The 20493-nt window shown below is 27.3% G+C and carries 22 protein-coding genes; 9 read left to right on the plus strand and 13 right to left on the minus strand.

Annotated features, from left to right (window positions below; translation table 11 throughout):
• Positions 1 to 29 precede the first annotated feature (29 nt).
• Positions 30 to 1577 carry an ABC transporter ATP-binding protein gene (locus tag VJI77_RS06190; RefSeq protein WP_323988763.1) on the minus strand — a complete coding sequence of 516 codons (1548 nt, stop codon included), beginning with the start codon at positions 1575 to 1577 and terminating at the stop codon, positions 30 to 32.
• 402 nt (positions 1578 to 1979) lie between these two features.
• Between VJI77_RS06190 and rpmH the strand changes: the two genes are divergently transcribed.
• The 7 genes from rpmH to VJI77_RS06225 all read left to right on the plus strand — a co-directional run bounded on the left by rpmH (position 1980) and on the right by VJI77_RS06225 (position 7346).
• On the plus strand, positions 1980 to 2114 hold the full coding sequence (rpmH, locus tag VJI77_RS06195; protein WP_004832453.1) for a 50S ribosomal protein L34: 135 nt from the start codon (positions 1980 to 1982) through the stop codon (positions 2112 to 2114).
• A gap of 70 nt (positions 2115 to 2184) precedes the next feature.
• Positions 2185 to 2526 (plus strand): ribonuclease P protein component, encoded by a 342-nt coding sequence (rnpA, locus tag VJI77_RS06200; RefSeq protein WP_293439786.1) that lies wholly within the window; start codon positions 2185 to 2187, stop codon positions 2524 to 2526.
• Positions 2523 to 2735, plus strand: coding sequence for a membrane protein insertion efficiency factor YidD (gene yidD / locus VJI77_RS06205; RefSeq protein WP_009355122.1), 213 nt, complete (start codon positions 2523 to 2525; stop codon positions 2733 to 2735). Before rnpA ends, yidD begins: the two co-directional genes overlap by 4 nt.
• Before the next feature lie 9 nt (positions 2736 to 2744).
• A complete protein-coding gene (locus tag VJI77_RS06210; RefSeq protein ID WP_009354979.1) occupies positions 2745 to 3443 on the plus strand; it encodes a YidC/Oxa1 family membrane protein insertase in 699 nt (232 codons plus the stop codon).
• A gap of 17 nt (positions 3444 to 3460) precedes the next feature.
• Positions 3461 to 4171 (plus strand): RNA-binding cell elongation regulator Jag/EloR, encoded by a 711-nt coding sequence (jag, locus tag VJI77_RS06215; RefSeq protein ID WP_313961374.1) that lies wholly within the window; start codon positions 3461 to 3463, stop codon positions 4169 to 4171.
• A gap of 62 nt (positions 4172 to 4233) precedes the next feature.
• Complete coding sequence (gene mnmE, locus VJI77_RS06220) at positions 4234 to 5604, plus strand: tRNA uridine-5-carboxymethylaminomethyl(34) synthesis GTPase MnmE (RefSeq protein ID WP_313961373.1); 1371 nt, start codon at positions 4234 to 4236, stop codon at positions 5602 to 5604.
• Between the two features lie 497 nt (positions 5605 to 6101).
• Positions 6102 to 7346, plus strand: a complete 1245-nt coding sequence (locus VJI77_RS06225) for an MFS transporter (RefSeq protein WP_323988764.1) — start codon at positions 6102 to 6104, stop codon at positions 7344 to 7346.
• Positions 7347 to 7402: 56 nt separating this feature from the next.
• Here VJI77_RS06225 and fni read toward each other — a convergent pair whose 3' ends face one another.
• The 3 genes from fni to VJI77_RS06240 are packed head-to-tail and all read right to left on the minus strand — an operon-like array spanning position 7403 to position 10048.
• Positions 7403 to 8419: a type 2 isopentenyl-diphosphate Delta-isomerase gene (gene fni, locus VJI77_RS06230; protein WP_323988765.1), complete on the minus strand. Its 1017-nt coding sequence runs from the start codon at positions 8417 to 8419 to the stop codon at positions 7403 to 7405.
• Positions 8420 to 8430: 11 nt separating this feature from the next.
• Positions 8431 to 9495 carry an LCP family protein gene (locus tag VJI77_RS06235; RefSeq protein ID WP_323988766.1) on the minus strand — a complete coding sequence of 355 codons (1065 nt, stop codon included), beginning with the start codon at positions 9493 to 9495 and terminating at the stop codon, positions 8431 to 8433.
• A 10-nt stretch (positions 9496 to 9505) separates the two neighbouring features.
• Complete coding sequence (locus VJI77_RS06240; protein WP_323988767.1) at positions 9506 to 10048, minus strand: isochorismatase family protein; 543 nt, start codon at positions 10046 to 10048, stop codon at positions 9506 to 9508.
• Positions 10049 to 10355: 307 nt separating this feature from the next.
• Between VJI77_RS06240 and VJI77_RS06245 the strand changes: the two genes are divergently transcribed.
• Entirely contained in the window at positions 10356 to 11393 is a 1038-nt protein-coding gene (locus tag VJI77_RS06245; protein WP_323988768.1) for a choline kinase family protein, read from the plus strand.
• A 214-nt stretch (positions 11394 to 11607) separates the two neighbouring features.
• Here the strand turns inward: VJI77_RS06245 and VJI77_RS06250 are convergent, their stop codons facing one another.
• From VJI77_RS06250 to VJI77_RS06275, 6 genes are all read right to left on the minus strand, one after another.
• The gene (locus VJI77_RS06250) at positions 11608 to 13599 is read right to left on the minus strand and encodes an ABC transporter permease (protein WP_323988769.1); all 1992 of its coding nucleotides are present in this window, start codon (positions 13597 to 13599) and stop codon (positions 11608 to 11610) included.
• Complete coding sequence (locus tag VJI77_RS06255) at positions 13589 to 14353, minus strand: ABC transporter ATP-binding protein (protein ID WP_269754182.1); 765 nt, start codon at positions 14351 to 14353, stop codon at positions 13589 to 13591. The genes VJI77_RS06250 and VJI77_RS06255 overlap by 11 nt, the downstream gene beginning before the upstream one ends.
• 153 nt (positions 14354 to 14506) lie before the next feature.
• A complete protein-coding gene (locus VJI77_RS06260; protein ID WP_323988770.1) occupies positions 14507 to 15157 on the minus strand; it encodes an MmcQ/YjbR family DNA-binding protein in 651 nt (216 codons plus the stop codon).
• Positions 15158 to 15166: 9 nt separating this feature from the next.
• A complete protein-coding gene (locus tag VJI77_RS06265) occupies positions 15167 to 15772 on the minus strand; it encodes a hypothetical protein (RefSeq protein WP_323988771.1) in 606 nt (201 codons plus the stop codon).
• A gap of 92 nt (positions 15773 to 15864) precedes the next feature.
• The gene (locus tag VJI77_RS06270) at positions 15865 to 16767 is read right to left on the minus strand and encodes a sensor histidine kinase (RefSeq protein ID WP_323988772.1); all 903 of its coding nucleotides are present in this window, start codon (positions 16765 to 16767) and stop codon (positions 15865 to 15867) included.
• A 2-nt stretch (positions 16768 to 16769) separates the two neighbouring features.
• Complete coding sequence (locus tag VJI77_RS06275) at positions 16770 to 17450, minus strand: response regulator transcription factor (protein ID WP_323988773.1); 681 nt, start codon at positions 17448 to 17450, stop codon at positions 16770 to 16772.
• A 152-nt stretch (positions 17451 to 17602) separates the two neighbouring features.
• Between VJI77_RS06275 and VJI77_RS06280 the strand changes: the two genes are divergently transcribed.
• Positions 17603 to 18076, plus strand: a complete 474-nt coding sequence (locus VJI77_RS06280) for a hypothetical protein (RefSeq protein ID WP_323988774.1) — start codon at positions 17603 to 17605, stop codon at positions 18074 to 18076.
• A gap of 3 nt (positions 18077 to 18079) precedes the next feature.
• Here the strand turns inward: VJI77_RS06280 and VJI77_RS06285 are convergent, their stop codons facing one another.
• From VJI77_RS06285 to VJI77_RS06295, 3 genes are all read right to left on the minus strand, one after another.
• Complete coding sequence (locus tag VJI77_RS06285; RefSeq protein WP_323988775.1) at positions 18080 to 18526, minus strand: GNAT family N-acetyltransferase; 447 nt, start codon at positions 18524 to 18526, stop codon at positions 18080 to 18082.
• 114 nt (positions 18527 to 18640) lie between these two features.
• Complete coding sequence (gene pta, locus VJI77_RS06290) at positions 18641 to 19612, minus strand: phosphate acetyltransferase (RefSeq protein ID WP_323988776.1); 972 nt, start codon at positions 19610 to 19612, stop codon at positions 18641 to 18643.
• 9 nt (positions 19613 to 19621) lie between these two features.
• Positions 19622 to 20488 (minus strand): diacylglycerol/lipid kinase family protein, encoded by an 867-nt coding sequence (locus VJI77_RS06295; RefSeq protein WP_323988777.1) that lies wholly within the window; start codon positions 20486 to 20488, stop codon positions 19622 to 19624.
• Between the last annotated feature and the right edge of the window lie 5 nt (positions 20489 to 20493).

Consider the following 20493-nt stretch of genomic DNA (forward strand, 5'->3'; position numbering starts at 1 on the left):
TCCACTTGCAAAAAGCAAATGGATTGATTTTATATTAAAATTTCTCTATTACAAATATCATCCACAATATCATCGTGAGAAATTATAAAAATAATTTTATCTTTTGATATTTCTTTTATTCTGTTGTAAATTTCAACAGAACTTTCTTTATCAATGCTTGAAGTGATTTCATCTAATAGAAGTATATCCACATCGGAATTAATTGCTCTTGCTAAAGCAATTTTTTGTTTTTCTCCTCCTGATAAATCAGCACCCAAGTTAAAAATATCAGAGTCCAAGTCTTTAGACGAGAAGATAGTTTTTAAGAGCGGATCTTGTTTTAGGCTGTCAATTTTATCTTTATAATTTTCTATACCGAAAAATAAATTGTCCTCTAAAGAGCCTTGAAAAACATAAGCATCTTGACCCATATATTCAATTCTATTTCTTAAAGCTAATAAATTATATGAATTTATATTATTTCCATTTATAAAAATTCCGTCATTTTCTCTAAAGCCAATAATTGATTTTAAGAATGTACTCTTTCCTCTACCGGAGTCTCCCTTTATTCTGATTATATCTCCTTTTGAAAATTCTCCGACAATATTAACATCAATACTATGTGTAGGAAGTTTTAATTCTGAAATATTAAAGGAAATATTTTTTATTTCTTCAAGATTACTTCCATTATAAACTTCACTCATCTTTTCTAAATTGTCCTTAAATTCTTTAGCTATTGTGAAATTTCTTTTATTTAGTTTTGAGCCAACAAGAGAACTTAATGTATTAAAAAATGTTGGAATTAAAATCATAAGTATCATCAATGAAAAATAATCATGTCCAACAAAGGCAAAATTATAAACACCATAAGTTAATATAACAGTTTGAAAAATTGAATTAATACTGTGAATTAAGGTAGAAGTACTTACAGAATACATATTTACATCAGACATTGAATTGTAAATAGTATCTACAGTATCACTTAAATAATTTTTAATAATATCTGGATTAGATTGTTGTTTTATATATTCAGTATTTGATATGACGGATAAAACTTTTTGCCAGCCTGTAGTAACCTGTAATTCCATATTTCTAGATTTTCCCAATAGTACTTTGTTTATCTTGGCAAAGCCTAAAATATTTATAGGAATGACTACTAAACAAGCGAGAAATATGTATTTATTAATATATAAAATCCAAACAGAAACAACTACCATAACGAGTGAATTTGTTATTAATTTGATATTATCCCCTGTGATAAACAGATAAATATTGTTAACACTCATTATTGTCTTATCCAAAATTTTCATTATTCCTTCGGAAATTATGTAATCATATTTTAAAGTTAAAATATCTTTTAGATAGTCGAAAAAATTCTCTCTATTTAACTTTCTTGAATAATGTTCTTTTATTACAATAAATAAAATATTTATTAGCATAAAAACAGCCATAATTATTGATAAAAGTAAAATTCTATAGATAGTAATTCCCTCTACACTTTTACTCCAAATTTGAACCATAATCGGTGCAATCAGACTAAATACAACTGAAACTAATGACAAAATTATCATTATAACTAAAAAACATAAATAACTCAAAATAAAATCCTCCCTATTTAAAAAATTTTTTGATATTATTGCATTATATGTAAACTATAAAATACAGTCAAAAATATAAAAAGCAAAAAGAGTATTCTTATTAATTTTCTAAATGTATAATTATTTTTCATTTTTTTATCCTCTAAAAACTTCGTAAATATAATCTTTTATTTTCAATAAATTCTAATATCACTTTAAACTAATGATATCATCTTTTATATTAAAAGTAAATAGTTAAATATAAAAACAAAATTATTTTGATTTGGCTAGTTTTGTTGTAAAAAATTTTATAAAATTTTTATATTTTTACTTGACAATTATACTTAAAATAGCTTATAATCTATGGTAGTGTTTTATTAAATAACCTAAAGGTGATTATAATAAGGAGGTGTCATCTATATTATGAAAAGAACTTATCAACCGAATAGAAGAAAAAGAAGTAAAATTCATGGTTTTAGAAAGAGAATGAGTACAAAAGCAGGTAGAGCTGTATTAAAGAGAAGAAGACTTAAAAATAGAAAAGTTTTATCAGCATAGGCCAACATTAGTGTGGCCTTTTCTAAAATTCAGCTTTTTGCTTTGTGTTTGAAGCATGGAAAGATGATATATGAATAAGGAAATTAGATTAAGAAAAAATAGAGAGTTTCAAACTGTTTACAAGCGTGGAAAAAATTTTTGGAATAAAGATTTTACCATTTTTATCCGACCGACAAATAGAAAAAAAGTTAAGTTCGGTGTTTCCGTTACTAAAAAGTTTGGAAAAGCAAATAAACGTAATTTGATTAAGAGAAGAATAAAAGAGATAATAAGACTTAATGTTTGTGATTTAGGATTAGGTTATGAAATGGTAATTTTACCGAAAAAAAACACTTTAGAAATTGATTACATTGAACTTGAGAGGTCTTTGTTAAGACTTATAAATTATGCTTTAAAGAAGGTTTTAAATTGAGAAAATTGATGATTTTATTAATTAAATTCTATAGAAAATATATTTCTGGCCTTTGGGGACATGGAAAATGTAAATTTACACCGACTTGTTCGGAATATGCGATTTTAGCATATCAGAAATACAATTTTTTTAAGGCAAGTTTTTTAGTTATTTGGAGAATTTTAAGATGTAATCCTTTTGGAAAAGGTGGGTATGATCCACTAAAATAGGAGGAATAAATGGCATTTTTAAGAAATTTAATGGGATCTGTATTAAAATTTATTTATGAAGGAGTTGCTTCAATTTTACCTAATGAGCCTTCAAGTATTTCATATTTAGCGATTAGTATTATTATAATTTCTATAATTTTTAAGATTGTACTTTTCCCAATATTTTTAAGTAGTATAAAAAATCAAAAGATTCAAGCAAAGTTTGCTAAAGAGCAACAAAAGATAAGAGAAAAATATAAACATGATCCACAAGCTATGAATCTTAAACTTATGGAATTTAATAAAGAACATGGAATTAAACAACTTGGTGGTTGTTTACCTTTGATTTTTAACTTTATTTTAGTTATAGCGATGTTTGCAGTAATGAGAGAGCCATTGTTATATATTTTTGGGGATGCAAATGCAGATGTTATGAAAAATTTCCTTTGGATTAAGGATTTGTCAGCACCAGACCCACTTTTATATGGTCTTCCTTTGATAAATGCAATTACTCAATATGTTTACCTTGATTTGAGTAATAGAGATCAACAGGATAATCCTGGTGCAAAATCTATGGAAACTATGAAATATATATTCCCATTAGTAATATTTATTTCTGCTAAGAGTTTCTCTGCTGGTCTTGCACTTTATTGGGCTATGACAAATATTGTAGAAATTTTATTGAGATTAGCTTTGACTGCTTACGAAAATAAAAAGATGAGTAATTAGTTGAAAGGAGCAAAAGAATGACTGTTGTAAAATCAGCAAAAACTGTTGATGAAGCTGTTAAACTTGCTTTAGCAGAATTATCAGCAGATATTTCAGATGTTGATGTTAAAGTAATTGAAAAACCTAAGAGTGGTTTTTTGGGTTTTGGTTCAAGAGATGCTTTGGTTGAGGTTTCTTTAAAACAAGAAAAAGAAGAAAATTATAATGAGTTTATAGAAGAAGTTGTTGATGAAGTTGTTGAAGAAACTTGTTGTAAAAAAGAAGTTCCCGCTAAAAGCGAAGATATAGAAAAAATTGAAAGATTTTTAAAAGACTTAATTTTGAAAATGGGAGTTGACGGTGAAATAACTTTTGATGAAGATGAAGAAGCTGTCAATTTGTATATAAATAAATCTGATGATTTTAAAGTTTTGATTGGAAAATCTGGAGAAACTTTAGAAAGTATTCAATATATTGTAAGTATTTTTGCTAGAAGAAATACTTCCTTAGAAAAGAGAGTTTTCTTAGATATAAATGGATATAAGAAGAGAAAAGAAGAATCAATCAGAGAAATGGCAATGACTTTTGCTAAAAAGGCTATTAGATATAAAAAAGTTATGAGACTTAGACCTATGAATGCTTATGAGAGAAGAATTGTTCACTCAACTTTACACAATATGAAAGGTGTATTTACTGTGAGCGAAGGTGAAGAGCCACATAGAAAGGTTGTTATCAAACCTAAATTTTAATATGCAATTAAAAGAACGTTTAGGCGTTCTTTTGCTTTATTGTGGAACAACAAGGAGAAAATATGGAAAATACTATTGTTGCTATTGCTACTGCTACAGGCGAATCAGGTATTGGAATTGTAAGACTTAGTGGTGAAAAGTCGATAGATATTGTAAAAAATTTTTTCAAACCTCAGGATAAAAAAGAAATAGATGAAAAATCCAATAGAATGATGAAATATGGGCATATTTACGATAAAGATGAACTTATTGATGAAGTTATGGTTTGTTTTATGTTTGCACCTCATACTTATACGAGAGAGCATGTAGTTGAAATCTTTACTCATGGGGGCATTGTATGTCTTAAAAGGGTTTTAAATTTATGTCTTGAAAATGGAGCAGATCTTGCAGAAAAGGGAGAATTTACAAAAAGAGCATTTTTAAATGGACGACTTGATTTATCCCAAGCTGAAGGAGTTATTGACTTAATAAAGGCAAAAACAGAATTTTCTCATAAGAGTGCGATTAATCAACTTGAAGGACATTTGAGTAAAAAGATTAAAGAATTTAGAGAAGAACTTTTAGATATTTTAAGTTTTGTTGAGTATTCTATCAATTTTACAGAAGATATGCAGGAGGAATTACCTTTTGATAATGTAATTTTAAAGACTGAGAAATTGATGGCTGAAATGGAAGAATTACTTGGAGAGTCTAATAAAGGAAAAATTTTAAAAGACGGAATAAATGTTTCAATAATTGGGAAGCCTAATGTTGGAAAGTCTTCCCTACTAAATAGAATTTTAAGACAGGAACGAGCAATTGTAACGGATATTGCAGGAACTACGAGAGATTTGATTAAGGAAGACATTGAGCTTTCAGGAATTAAGTTAAATATAAATGATACTGCAGGAATCAGAGATACTGCTGATGTCGTTGAAAAAATTGGAGTACAAAAATCTATCGAAGCAAGTGAAAATTCGGACTTAAACTTAGTACTATTCGACATTTCAAGAGAACTTGACGAAGAAGATGAAAAGATAATAAATCTTGCAAATACAACTAAATCTATTGGAATTTTAAATAAAGTAGATTTGGATAAAAAATTGAATGAAGAAAAATTGAAAGAAAAGGTAAATTTTGAGTTAATAGAAATATCCGCTCTAAAAAATGAAGGAATTTCAAAACTTGAACAGGCAATTATAGATATGTTCTTCGACGGCAAAATAGAGATTAAAGACAAGGCTTTAATCACAAATGTAAGACATGAAAATAGTCTAAAGAGCTCATTAGAATATTTAAAATCTTTCTATGCAGATTTAAAAAATATGGTGCCTATCGACTGTTGCGAAGTGGATTTAAGAAGAGCTTACGAAGTGCTTGGAGAAATAATCGGAGAAAATATTTCCGAAAACATTTTGGACAATATCTTTTCAAACTTCTGTATTGGAAAATAAAGACGGTAAAATCCGTCTTTTTTTTGTGGGATGGATTAGTTTGCTGTAATTGATGTATCTACGATACATTACTTTTGCAAAAGCAAAAGTATGAGATTTCTCCATTCCGTTTCACTCCAGTCGAGATGACGTATAAGGAAAATATCTTCGTTTGATAGCTTAACGTTAATAGTAAATAAACTTTAATTTGCTTAATAATTAAAAAATTTCTTTATTTAGTAGATAATTTAATCTAATTATTTTATAGTAATATTTCACGTAGTAGTATTTTGAATAGAAACACCCCCCAAACACATCATCTTAATTGAAATTAAGAGAATATATACATATCTTTGTTTATAAAGAGTATAGAAAACAAAATAATTCACGTAATAGCACTTTGCAAAGAAATTCCCCCAATAAATCCTCCATTATATAAAAAATCATAAAAAACTATTGACATAGTATATTATACATTATATAATATAATCAAAATAAAGTATTAAGAGGTAAAAGTCATGGATATTTTAAAAGAATCAAGAAAACAGATGATAAAATTAATAATGACAACTATAACTGGAAATTTTGGTAGTTCTATTTTGTCATTCATTATTGGACTTTTAATTTTGAAAAAGACTGAATCTGCTTTAAATTTTGGTATTTCTCAAGTTATAGGACCTTTGGTTGCGCTTGTTTTGCTTCCTTTTGTGGGATCTGTTATAGATAAATACAATAAGAAGATTGTAATTGTAATTGCTCAGCTTTTTAGCATTGTAAGTTTGATTTTATATGCTTTAAGTTTAAATTCTAATGCTGAGACTAATTTAATTAATACATATATGTTGTTAATTTGTTTAAAGGTTGCGGATCAATTTTTAAATAATGCTTTTTCATCTTCAGTTAAGAGGGTTGTATGTGAAGAATATATTCAAAAGGTAAAATCTTTTCAACAGATTGCATCTTCAGGAGTTTATATAATTTCTCCAATTTTAGCTGTTTTTCTACTTACAAAATTAAAATTAATCCATTTTGTACTTTTGGAAGCTGTTATCGAGTTTATAACAATTTTAATTGTACTTTTTATAAATTTCAATCTTATTAAAACTGAAGAATCAGATAATAATGAAGATAAGAAAGTTTTAAAGATGTTCGTTGAAGGAATCAGATATATAAGAGATAAAAGAGTTTTAGTTTTTATTATTTTCTTTGCAATGTTCATAAATTTCCTTTTTGCTTCAGTTTCGGTTGGACTTCCCTATGTTTTGATTAATGAAATTAAGATTTCAGATTATCTCTATGGTATTATAAATGCAACTTTTCCTGTAGCAATAATAGTTTCATCAATAATCTTATCAATGATGGATGATATTGAATTTCCTTTAGAGTTTTCTTTTAAATGGCTTAGAGGAACAGTTGGAGTTTTATTATTTTTAGGAATTGCATTATTATTTAAGCTTAGTATTTTTTCATATTCTATAATATTTATGATATTTGCTTTTGGAGTTAATTTTGTTGGAAATTTTGTAAATACACCTGTATTTGTTTGGCTTACTAAGGCTGTTCCACATGAATATCAAGGTAGAGTTTTTAGTATCATAGAGACAGGATGTCAACTACTAATGCCTCTTGGAATACTATTTTATTCTATTTTATTTGATAATTTTAAAAGTGCAAATATATTTATTATTTCAGGAATAGCATTAATGGTTCTTGTAGTTTTACCATATATTTTAAAAGTAGATTTAAAGACAAAAGAATTTTAAGAAATCCCCCTTAAAATAATTTATAAAAAAATGAGAGTTATCAAAACTCTCATTTTTTAATATTCACATATTTCTTTTAATTTTCCAAATATTTTGTATTCAACTTGTTTAAGTTCTTCAATGTTTTTTACTCCAAGAAGTAACATAATCATCTTTGTTTGATAGATTAGAGATTTTAAATAATCTTCAGCAAATTTATATCCACCATGAATTAAATATCTTAAAACTTCACCTGCAATGGCAGTCATATCGCTACCGAGTATAATCGCCTTAGCAATGTCTTCTCCGGCTTTAATTCCACCAGATCCTATTAGAGTAAAGTCTTTTGAGATTTTTCTACAGTCTATTATACATTTTGCAGTTGGAATTCCCCAACCGTAGATATTTGTAAAATCTAAGTCTGTTCTTCTCAAATTTTCAATTTCAATGAAATTTGTTCCACCATAACCACTAATATCAATGTATTTTACACCAACATTCAAAAGTTTTTCACAAGTTTTTCTAGATATTCCACAACCTGTTTCCTTTATGATTACTGGAACTTCTAAATTTTTCACAATATTTTCAATGTTTTCTAAAATTCCTTTGAAATTCCTATCTCCTTCAAATTGAACAATCTCTTGAGCGGGATTTAGATGGAGAGAAATAGCGTCAGAATTTAACATTTCAACAGCTTTTTTTGCATCTTCAAGACTTGATAATGCAGAAAGATTTGAAATTATTATATTTTTTTCATCTAAAATATCTTTTACTATTGTAAAAGTTTCTACAAGTTCATCATCTTGTAGGGCAACCTTTTGGCTGCCACTTTCAAATGCTATATTAAAATTTTTACAAAGTCTCGCTAAGTCTTCATTAACATCATAGGAAGTCTCTGCTCCACCTGTCATTGCATTTATGAGAAGTGGGAAAGACAATTTTTTTCCTAAAAAGTTTACTGATGTATCAATTTCGTCAAAATTTAAATCAGTCAATGCAAAATGTTCAATATATACATTGTCAAATAGAGTATTGGATTTGAAATTGCTCTTTAAAAAATTTTCCAAATGTTCTTTTTTTCTCTCGTTTTCCATATTCACCCTAATTATCTATTATTGTTTTTTTTGTTGTTTTTATTAGTATTAGTTTTATTGTTAGTATTAGTTTTATTATTGTTAGTATTATTATTCTTGTTGTTATTGTTATTGTTGTTGTTATTATTCTTTTTTTCGTCTGTATCTACTTGTGTGTTGTTATTTTGACTTAATAGATAATCACTGAACATCTCTTTAACAAGAGCATTCAATTTTGAACGATTAGGAACGAAATAACTTATATTGTTTATATAAGCAGATTCTCCTGGAACTATTTGAGTATTCATTTTATCTACACTTAAATTATTTGCTTTTAAAGCTAATTTTGTAATTGTAGAGAAAGGAATATTAGTATTCACAGTCTTTTTAACAACTTCTAAAATTTCAGGGATTTTTGCAATATTTTTAGCTTTAGTCAACTCTTTAACTAATGCTTTTATAAGTAATTGTTGAGCTTTAACACGACCAACATCACCTTCTATATATCCTGCTCTAAATCTTGCAAATTGTAGAGCTTGCTTTCCATTTAGAACTTGTTTACCTGGTTTTAAGTGGACATCATCTTCTGCAACGTCAACTTGAACTGGAACATCGACTTCAACACCACCAAGGGCATCAACAATATCTTTAACAGAGAAGAAATTTACTCTTACATAGTAGTCTATGTCTAAATTCAAGAAATCTCTTGTAGTTTTTACAGCCATTTTTAGACCACCATAGTGGTGAGCATGGTTTATTTTATCTAATTTTCCATTAACCATAACTCTTGAATCACGAGGGATTGAAAGAATATCAATCTTTCCTGTTTCAAAATTAACTTTACATAAAATCATAGTGTCAGTTCTGTTTTGCTCAGTTGTAGCACCACTGAAATCATCACTATCTAAACCTAAAACTAAGAATAAAAGTTCATTTTCAACACGTTGTTCAATATTATTTCCTTCGCCTAAATCGCTACCTACAAATTCTACTTTTGAAGTAACTTCCATAATATCTAAAATTCTATTTGCAACCCAAAAGATTCCACCAAATAGAGCCAAAGATAGAATAAAAGTTATTATAAATTTCTTTTTCATATAAAACTCCTTACTTTATCAACTTACTGATTACTTTGAAACTACTGTGCTCTGAACTTTTTATTAAATCAAAAAGTATAGTTTCAACATTGGTAACACTTGCTCCCATTTCTCTAATTAAGTCCAATCCATTCTTATAATTATCAGAATTTCTTGAACCTACAGTTTCAAAAGGAACATAAATTTCAAAGTCACTCTTTAAGTCCTTTATCGTTTGATATACACAAATATGTGTTTCTACACCTGCAACAATAATAGAAGTTTTTCCTTTCCCCTTAAGATTTAAAACCTCTTCCTTAATAAGTGGATAGGCTGAAAAGCTGTTCTTTGTAAAATGTTTTGCTTTTGAGTCTTTTAAAGACTCTTTAATTTCTAAAACAGTTTCGCCAAGTCCTTTAGGATATTGTTCAGTATAAATTATAGGAATATTAAGTTCTCTACAGGACTTAATTAGAATATTCGTGTATTTTACAATGTTTTCATTGTTTTGTATAACTGGCATTAATTTTTCTTGAAAATCTAATACCAGTAAAATTGTATTTTCAATTTTCATAAAAATCTCCAAATCTAAAATTGAATAACCATTCTATCACAATTATTCTTGAAAATCAAACCATTACTTATAATTATATTGATAAATTATATTATAAGTAGTTAAATATATTAACCATAATTATTTAATGATAATTTTTTTGTAATTATGATGAAATATTAATAGTTTTATCATAGGGCATAAAACTATAAATATTATACATTATCTGTGTATTTTTTTCAACTTTATAAAATAATTTTGCTTAAAAAGTTGCTTTTTTACTGATATTAATATATAATGTTCAGGCAGGGATAAAAAAGGAGGAATTATGAACAAAATTGATTTAGATATACTAAAGAGTCTTTATATAAATAAATATAGTAACCAAATTGATTTATCCAAGATAAATGAATATTCTAAAGAAGAATTAGAAGAGATTAGAAAAGCCATTAATAACACACATATAAAAGCAATTTCAATTATTTGTGAGGCTTTAAATGTTGATATTGATGATATTCAAGAGATTGAAGTTTTAAAAAAGGGAATGACAAATAATTCCTTTATATTTACAGTAAATAACGAAAAATATATTATGAGAATACCTGGAGAGGGAACTTCTGAACTTATAGATAGAGTTCAAGAAGCGGAAGTTTATTCTTTAATTAAAGATAAAAATATTTGTGATGAATTAATTTATATTAATGCAGACAATGGATATAAGATTACAAAATTTATTGAAAATTCAAGAAATTGTGATGATAAAAATCATGATGACTTAAGAAAATGTATGGATAAAATAAAAGAATTACATTCTTTAGGTTTAGAAGTAGGTCATGAGTTTGATGTTTTTGAAAAAATTAATTTCTACGAATCTTTGTGGGAAAATAAAAATTCTATTTATGAAGATTATGAAGAAGTGAAGAAAAAGATTTTTTCGCTACAAGATTTTATAGAAAAAAATAGAAAGCCAAAATGTTTAACTCATATAGATGCAAATTGTGATAATTTTTTATTTGCAACTGATGGAACTCTCCGTTTAATCGACTGGGAATATGCTGCCATGCAAGATCCAGATATTGATATTGCAATGTTCTGTATATATTCTCTATATGACAAAAATCAAGTTGACAATTTGATAGACATTTATTTCAACGGCGAAGTAGATGAGATTACAAAAATAAAAATTTATGCCTATATTGCTTGTTGTGGACTACTTTGGAGCAACTGGTGCGAATACAAATTAGACTTCGGTATTCATTTTGGAGAATATTCTACAAAACAATATGAATATGCTAGAGATTATTATAAAATCGTTGAAAAATGGCTAAAGAAAAATAAAAATAGACAAGAAAAAATCACTGCGTAAAACAGTGATTTTTTTGTAAAATCTATAAAGTGAAATAATTCACGTCATAGCACTTTGAAAAGTAAAGCTCCCAACACGTCATCTCGAGCATAGTCGAGAGATCTCACGTTTACGAGGAAACAAAGTTAGAACTAGATTCTCTCTATTTGTTTGCTTTTGGTCGAAATGACGTATAGGTATAAATCTTCTATTAATAGTAAATAATTTTCAAAAATTATCTAATAATTTTATAATAAACTCTTGAAGTTATTGAGTAGATTATAAAGTAAATTACAGAGAAACAAAGTACAATTGTAGCAAAACTCATTGTGAAAATTTTTATGTTTTTAAATCCAAGTCCTCCAAGTATATTGTATAGGATTGGAAAGGCGAATATTGAGTGAATTGTTGCTACTATAAGTGGTAAGAAGAAAATCCACAATATTTGTACTCTAAGGCTCTTTTTGATTATTGAGTCAGGAAGTCCTACATTTTTCATTATGTGGTAATTTTGTTTATCTTCAAAGCCCTCAGAAATTTGTTTATAATATGTGATTAGCACAGTTCCTGTTATGAAAATTAATGCAACAATCATTCCGAAAAATAATAGACCGCCATTTAGTTCATAAGCAAAAGCATCAACTTCAGCTTTTGAAGACAAAGAATGACTAAATACATCTTTTTGTTGAACAAATATGTTATAATCTGTTTGTAATCTTGAATAAAAAGCTTCTTTATCAGCAGACTCTAAATCAAAATTAAAATCTAGGTTATATTTTAATTGTTTTTCATTATAATTATAAGTATATTCTTCTAACATTTTAACAAAAGTTTCATTATCTTTTACAATAATTATCATACCTTCAGCAGATATACTCATAGGAAATAAGTTTTTTACTTTTACTAATTTATAATTCTTTCCGGCAAAATTCATACTGTCATAATTATTAAGCTTTTTAGAGTTAGTGGAATATATCACCTCACCATCATTAAGAGTATAATTAGTATTATTGTTTCTATTATAATCTTCTAATGTTTCAACGATTAAAAATGCTGATAATTCACGTCTTTTACCTAAAGGAGTAATCTTTCCATTTTCATTTATTACAGGATTCATTATAGTTTTTTTGACTGTTAGGTTTTTAATTTTTTCATCTTCTTTTAACTCTTTGTTTAAAATATTTAAGATTTCTTTTTTTCTTTCTTCTCCATTTGCTAGTATATCTTTATTATTTCCAGTTACTGATGAGGATAAATAAAAATCATTAGGATGAATAGAATCTGTAAGGTCTTTTATACTTGAATTTATAGTCAATGTTGTAGCTAAAGTAACTATAATTGAAGTTGAAAGAAGTGTAATACTTGCAAGTGAAACTGCATTTGATTTCATTCTGTATAACATTCCTGATATTGAAAGGAAATTTTTTGCTTTGTAATATAAATTTCTATTTCTTTTTAATAATTTTAAAACTAAAATACTAAAAGCGATGAATACCAGATAAGTACCGATTATTACAGCAATAACAGCAGGAAAAAATGCAAAAAAGCTACTGAGATTCCCTTTTGAAGTAACTGAAAGATAATATCCAGCACATAGAATTATAAAGCCTAAAGTTCCAAGGATAAACTTACTTTTCGGTTCTCCCTCTGCCCTTTTTTGCTTTGAAAGAAGTTCTATAGGAGTTGATTTTCCAATTCTAAATATCATTGTTAAATATATCAATATAAATATTATAGCTAAGAATATTAAAGTCAATATTGCAGAAGAAATTGAAAAATTATAGTCCATTATTTTTGCAGTCATATTTTTAGTTATTTTGTTAAGTAGAACAAATGCTAATTTTCCAAGAACAAATCCACCTGTTATTGAAAAGAAACTAACTGTCAAAAAGTTTAGTATATATTCTATTGAAATAATTTTAGCAATATGTTTTTTCTCTAAACCTAAAATACCATATAGGGCAAATTCCTTATTTCTCCTCTTTGCTAAAAAGCTGTTGGCATATAGGATAAATATAAATGTGAAAATTCCAACTATAAAAATTCCAAATTTTATAAGGATTGCTACATATTCATGATTTTTTTCTATATAATGATTTTGTCCAAGGGAAGCCATTACAAAAAATAGAGTTCCCATAATACTACTTGCTATTAAAAATGGAGTTAAAAGCAAAGCATTCGCCTTCATATTTCTAAAAGCAAATTTTGAAGCCATTTTACTTTTCATAGTTATTCACCCCGTTTAACATGATTTGAGCTTGATTTATTTTTTCAGCAAAAGTTAAGTTGTCATCACTTCCTTTATAAATTTCGTGATAAACTCTACCATCTTTTATGAAAATTACTCTTTTTGCAAAAGCAGCACATTTTACAGAATGAGTAACCATTAAAACGGTTTGTCCACTGTTATTTATATCGCAGAAAGTTTTCATAACTATATCTGCAGACTTTGAGTCCAATGCTCCTGTAGGTTCATCTGCAAGAAGCAAATCAGGTTTAGTTATAATTGCTCTTGCTATTGCAACTCTTTGTTTTTGTCCGCCTGAAACTTGATAAGGATATTTATCCAAAACTTCACTTATCTTTAAAAGAGGAGCAATCTCTCCTACTTTTTCATTCATTATAGCAGGTTTAACATCTGATAAAACAAGTGGAAGATAAATATTGTCTCTATTTGAAAAAGAGTCCAACAAATTAAAATCTTGGAAAACAAATCCCAACTTTTCACGTCTAAAACTTGCAACTTCTGAATTGCTTAAAGAATTTACATTCTTTCCTCCAATAAAAACTGATCCTTCAGTTGCCTTATCCAATGTTGCTATTATATTTAAAAGAGTTGTTTTACCACTTCCTGACTCTCCCATAACAGCTATAAATTCTCCTTTTTCAACGGAAAAATTTACATCTCTAAGGGCTTCAGTCTTTACGCGTCCCATTCCTCCATAAATCTTTTTTAAATTTTTAACATCTAATATATTCATAATTACCTCCAAAAAATATTATTTTCGTTTACAATAATATTTTAGCAAAAATTTTTACGCCTAACATTTATCTAATATTACAAAAACAAAAATAACCTTACAATTTTGTAAGGTTATTGAAATGTTAGGTATGAAATTCCCATTAGTTTTATATTATTTTTCAACTAATCTAAAGCTTTCGTCGATTAAGCTCTTGACTAAATTTAAATCAACATCTGAATCCAAAACAATTGAAATCCAGTATTTTTTATTCATATGGTAGGCAGGGAAAAAATGCTTTTTATCAATCAGACTTTCTATAAGTTCCGGATTAAGTTTTACATTTAAAACATCAATCTTTCCGCTTTTCTCCAATCCCAAAGTCTTATAAGGAATGGACATAAAAATTCCATACCATTTTTTACTATTCGAAGTCTTTATCGTCGCATGACTATTATCTTCCCAAGGCTCTTCAGGAATTGTTCCGTATTTTTCCTTTACATAGTCAAGCAATAATTTTCTATAATCCAAAGATTTAAAACAGCAATTTACAATATCCTCAATAAGTTCATTAACTTTTTTTCTAATTTTTGAAACAAATTTACCCTTGCTGTCAAGAACGTTAAATAAAACATATTCTTCATTAAAAGGTAATTCAATAACATTTACCTCAAAAGAGTCCTTGCCTATTTTAACAATCACATTAAAATTTTCTACATCAATATCTGATTGTAAAATATAATAATCTCCAGTCTTTGAAAAACCATATGCAATTGCAAGTTTAGAATTAAAAATATTTTTATCGAATATTTCATTATAAAACATAAAATTCTCCTAATCTATATTAAAATAGCTATCACAAAAATCGTTCCACAATTTTTTATAATCGCTGTGAGATACAAGTTTTAAGTCTTTTATTGTAAAGATATTTCTTTTCTTTGCTTGAGAAACAAAGTAGTTGGTATCATTGTCAAACTCAGTTTCTATGGCATGAACAGTTTTAAAATTCTTTAAAAAAGCAATAAATAGCCTCGTATGTCCATCAACACAGATATATCCCTCATCGGATTGTATAACTTGAATTATAATATCGTTAGAATTTTTAATAAAACTTTTAAGGGCATTTAATTTATCTTCATCAATGTAAAATTGAGAAGGTTGAATTTTATCAACTTCTAAAGTTAAAACCGACTTCTTTTCAAAAGAAATAATTTTTTTATCATTCTCATCAAAAAAATTTAATATATGTGGAGAATAATATCTAAAATACTCAATAAGTTTTTTAAAATTTTCTCTATTTTTTCCTCTAACTAAGGCACTGTCACTCGAAATTATTTCAATTTCATAAGGCTCTTCGTCAATTAAAAATGCTCCTCTTTGTTTTAAAACAATCTCTAAAAATAAGGGATTATTGTATTCCGTAACTCTTTTAATTTCCATTTGTTTTTCCTATATATGCAAATCTCTATTTTTTAATATATTTTTTTCACCAAGTAATAAATTTCTTAAAAATTTTTAAGAAACATATTCTCCTAATCTATATTAAAATAGACTTTTACACTTGTTCCTTCGCCTAATTTTGACTCCAATTTAACTTTTTGTCCGAGTTTATCCAAAATTTGTTTAACTAAAAATAGCCCTATTCCTGTTGATTTCTGATTTTGTCTTCCGTTAAATCCTGAATATCCCTTATCAAAAATTTTTGGAAGATCCGAATCCTTAATTCCAATTCCATTGTCTTTTATTTCAAGATAGTTTTCTTTTTCGTTAAAAGATATTGAAACAATCCCATTCTTAGTATATTTTATTGCATTTGATAAAAGTTGTTCAATTACTACCATACACCATTTGCTGTCTGTAATTACTTTTACATTAAGCTTTTCATATTCAAGTTTTATATTGTTTGAAATAAAGAGAATGGCGTATTTTTTGATTAAAGGTCTAATAATATCGTCTAAATTCACAAGGGATATGTCCATATCCGTATTGTGATTAGACATTTTAAGATAGCTTAAAGCCATATTTGTATAGTCTTCAATATAAATCAACTCTTTTTTTATATTTTTTATATTTTCATTTTCAATATCACCATCACATATTAATTTACCTGCAGTTATCGGTGTTTTTATCTGATGAATCCAAATTAAAAAATACTCTTGTAATTCTTTTTCCTTTGCCAAAAAGTCATTTCTTAAATTTAAATTAGCTTCTTCAAGTTCTTGTATCTGATTTTTTAGTTTTTCCTCTTTTTTGTTTAAGAAAGCCATAAATACAAGATATACCAAATAGAAAAAAACTATTATTTCAAAAGCTAAGAAGTAACTCTCGAATTCTAAATTCATAAGTAAAAAAACAACCCAAAATATTGATAATATAAAAATTGTTGTTACCGTTACAGGTAAAATTTTTGAAATATAATTTTTAAATTTATCCATTTTTACTCCGTTTTAGAATTTAGATAATATCCACTTCCCTTTTTGGTTTGGATAAAATCATTTAGTTTAATATCTGCAAATTTCTTTCTAAGTCTTGTTATATTGACTGCCAAAGTATTATCGTCAATATAATCATCTCCATGCCAACATTTTTCCATAATTGATTCCCTTGAAGCAACTCCGCCTTTGGCTTTAAAAAGAGTTTCTAAAATCATTGTTTCAGTGTTTGTAAGGGAAATCTCGTTGTCATTATATTTAATGATATTTTTATCCATATATAAAAATACATTTGCAAAACTTAAAAATTCAAAGTCCTTTGTAAAATCATAGCTTCTCCTTAATATTGCTTTGATTTTTGCCAAAGTTACATTCAAATCTATCGGCTTAGTTATATAGTCGTCAGCTCCGAATTGAATACCCATTACAATATCGATATTTTCACTCTTTGAAGAAATGAAAATAATTGGAACATTTGAATGTTTACGAATTTCCTCACACCAAAAATAACCATTATTATATGGCAACATAATATCCATTAAAACCAAATGTGGTTGGTATTCTACAAATTCTTCGACTATTTGATTGAAATTTGAAATCCCCTTTACTTCATAATTCCAAAGTAAAAGTTCCCTTTTCAACATTTCAAATATATTTTCATCATCTTCGACAATTAAAATTTTCAAAAATATCACTCCTTTGAGGATTTTATAGTAAAATTAAATTTCTTTAAATAAGTATAGCATAATTATTATTTTAGTTAAAGTAAAATGTAGTCATCTAAAAGTAAATATGGTAGAATTATTATAATAAAATTAAATTAGAAATAGGAGTAAAAATGAAAAATAAATTTGGAATATATTTAATGATAGGAATAATTTTTATATTGTTTTTGTGCTCAGGCTTTTATATAGCCTATACTGTCTTATCTTATAATGATTTATACATTGGTACATATATATTTTTTTCTTTATCAATTTTAGGTTATTTCATTTTAGCATATATTATTCTTACTAGAATTCTTTTTAAATTAAAATTTCACAACGAAATTATTTGCTATTTTGAGGGCGATAAGTTATACACTTCAAATCATTTATTTCCTATTGATACAGATAATATTGAAGGTGTAAAAATTATATCTACTTCTAAATATAGAAGCAATCGTGCTTATAAGGTAGCTATCAAATTAAAAGGTAGATTTTTTAGATATACTTTTGGAATCGGACATATCTCAGAGGATAAAGAGCAAAAAAAATATGACTATTTTTTAAAAGAATTAAAAAAACGTCATATTGATTATGAAATAAAATAAATATTACAATACAAATTTATAGATGCTTTTATGAGTTTCTTTGTCGTTTATTCTCATATCATTATCTTCGGGCAATTCAAAGATGCCTAAAAACTCTCCATTTAGGTATTCACATATCTTATTTGAAGCGTGGTTATCGGGATTTGTGGTGATATACAAATATTCCATATCATGCTTTTTTGCCAGTTCAAAAAGGAGTTTACAGGCTTTTGCTGAATAGTGATTACCTCTGTATTCTTCGTAAATTGTATAACCTATATTTCCACCATAATACAGACCTTCGCTATGACCTATTCTCAAATCACATTTCCCCATTTTATTTCCTTTTAAGTCGCATATAAAAAAGCTATAGGCGGGGACCCAGTTGATAGATAAATTTCCGGGATAAAATTTATCCAAAACTAATTTTATTTCATCATTTTGTAAAAAAGAAGTATCTAAAAATTCCATTAATCCACCTCCAAATTGATTTATTACATTTTACCAAATTTTAAAGAAAAACTCTACTACTCATTACCCCCATAAAAAAACAAAACCATGATGGTTTTGTTTTTCAAAAATCTATTAAATACTTTGTGCAGCGGTAATTACTGCAAGTTTGTAAACATCTTCTTCATTACAACCTCTTGAAAGGTCTGAAATAGGTTTGTTAAGTCCTTGTAGGATTGGTCCTATTGCTTCAAAGCCACCAAGTCTTTGTGCAATTTTGTATCCGATATTTCCTGATTGTAAATCAGGAAAAATAAATACATTTGCGTGTCCTGCAACTTTTGAGCCTTTTGCCTTTTGTTCCCCTACTGATGGAACTATTGCAGCATCGAATTGTAATTCTCCATCTAATGATAAATCTGGTGCTAATTCTTTTGCCATTTGTGTAGCATCTGCAACTTTTTGTGAAAGTTCATGTTTTGCAGAACCTTTTGTAGAGAAGCTAAGCATTGCCACTTTTGGATTTATGCCAAATAATTCTGCTGTTTTCGCAGTTTCCACGGCAATTTCAGCTAATTCCTTTGCTTCCAAAGTTATATTGATAGCAATGTCTGCAAATACATATCTTTCACCATTTTTTCCAAGCATAACCATTGCTCCACTTGTTCTTGAAACATTTGGTTTAGTCTTTACGATTTGAAGTGCAGGTCTTACTGTATCTCCTGTTGAGTGAACAGCACCACTAACCATTCCGTCAGCTTTTCCAACTTGCACCATCATTGTTCCATAGTAATTTACATCTTTTAAAAATGTTTCAGCTTCTTCTTTTGTATTTTTGCCTTTTCTACGTTCAACAAATTTTTCAACTAATTCGTCAAAATCTTCTGCTTTTAAAGGATCAATGATTTCAATATCATCAATACAGACATTTAATTCCTTAGCTGTTTTTTTGATTTCTTCAACATTTCCCAAAACTATCGGAGTTAGTAAACCGTCTTTTTTTAATCTAACACAAGCACCTAAAACTCTCTTATCTTCTCCTTCAGGAAATACAATTCTTTTATTTGTTCCTTTAATCTTTGCTGTTAATTCTTCAAAAATATTCATAATTACCCCCTACATTATTAATTCCACTTTTTTATCATTTAATATAAATTCAACTTCAGCTAGTCCAGACATATCTTCTCCGTCAAAGTTAATTTCGATATTATCTGAAATTATTTTTATTTTTTTAGCTTTGAAATAAGAAGTAATGTCTTCGTTTACATGAGTTGCATTTACGATTGTCTTTATTTTTTTAATTATATCAAATTTTGATTTATATTTAATAGCACATATGTCTAGAAGACCATCTTGCATATTAGCTGATGGCAGTAAATTTAATTTTCCCCCAAATTTACTTCCAATACCTATTGCAATCAAAAAATAGTCATCTTCATATTCAACATCGTCAACGATTATCTTATATCTCTTTCTTTTATGTCCAAATAAGGCAAGAAGAATTGCTACTTTATATGCAAAACCACTTGGTATTAACTTTTTTACTTTATGTGCGTAGATATTAACTTCAGCACCAAAACCTACACAGGCAACATTGAAAAAAGTCTTATCAACAAATGAGCCGTAATCAACTAATATAGTTTCTCCTCTTATAATTTTTTCCATACAAACCACAAAATTACAAGATTCGTTCAGACTATTCATATAGTCATTTCCTGTGCCCGCAGGAATTACTCCAAGCTTTAAATTATTTTTTATAGCCACATCGCCTACTTCGTTGATAGTTCCATCTCCACCAACCGCGATTAATTCATTAAAACCATCTTTAACTGCATTTTCAGCAATAAAAACGGATTCGCCTTCTTTGGTTGAGCATTTAATATCATAATCAAAATCTAAGTTTTTATCTTTAAGATAATTTGCTATAGCATCCTTAAAATCAAATTTTTTAAAACCTGATGCATTAGGATTTAAAATAAACATCAATT

Origin of the sequence: Parvimonas sp. D2, assembly GCF_035282635.1 — a bacterium.
Lineage (GTDB): Bacteria > Bacillota > Clostridia > Tissierellales > Peptoniphilaceae > Parvimonas.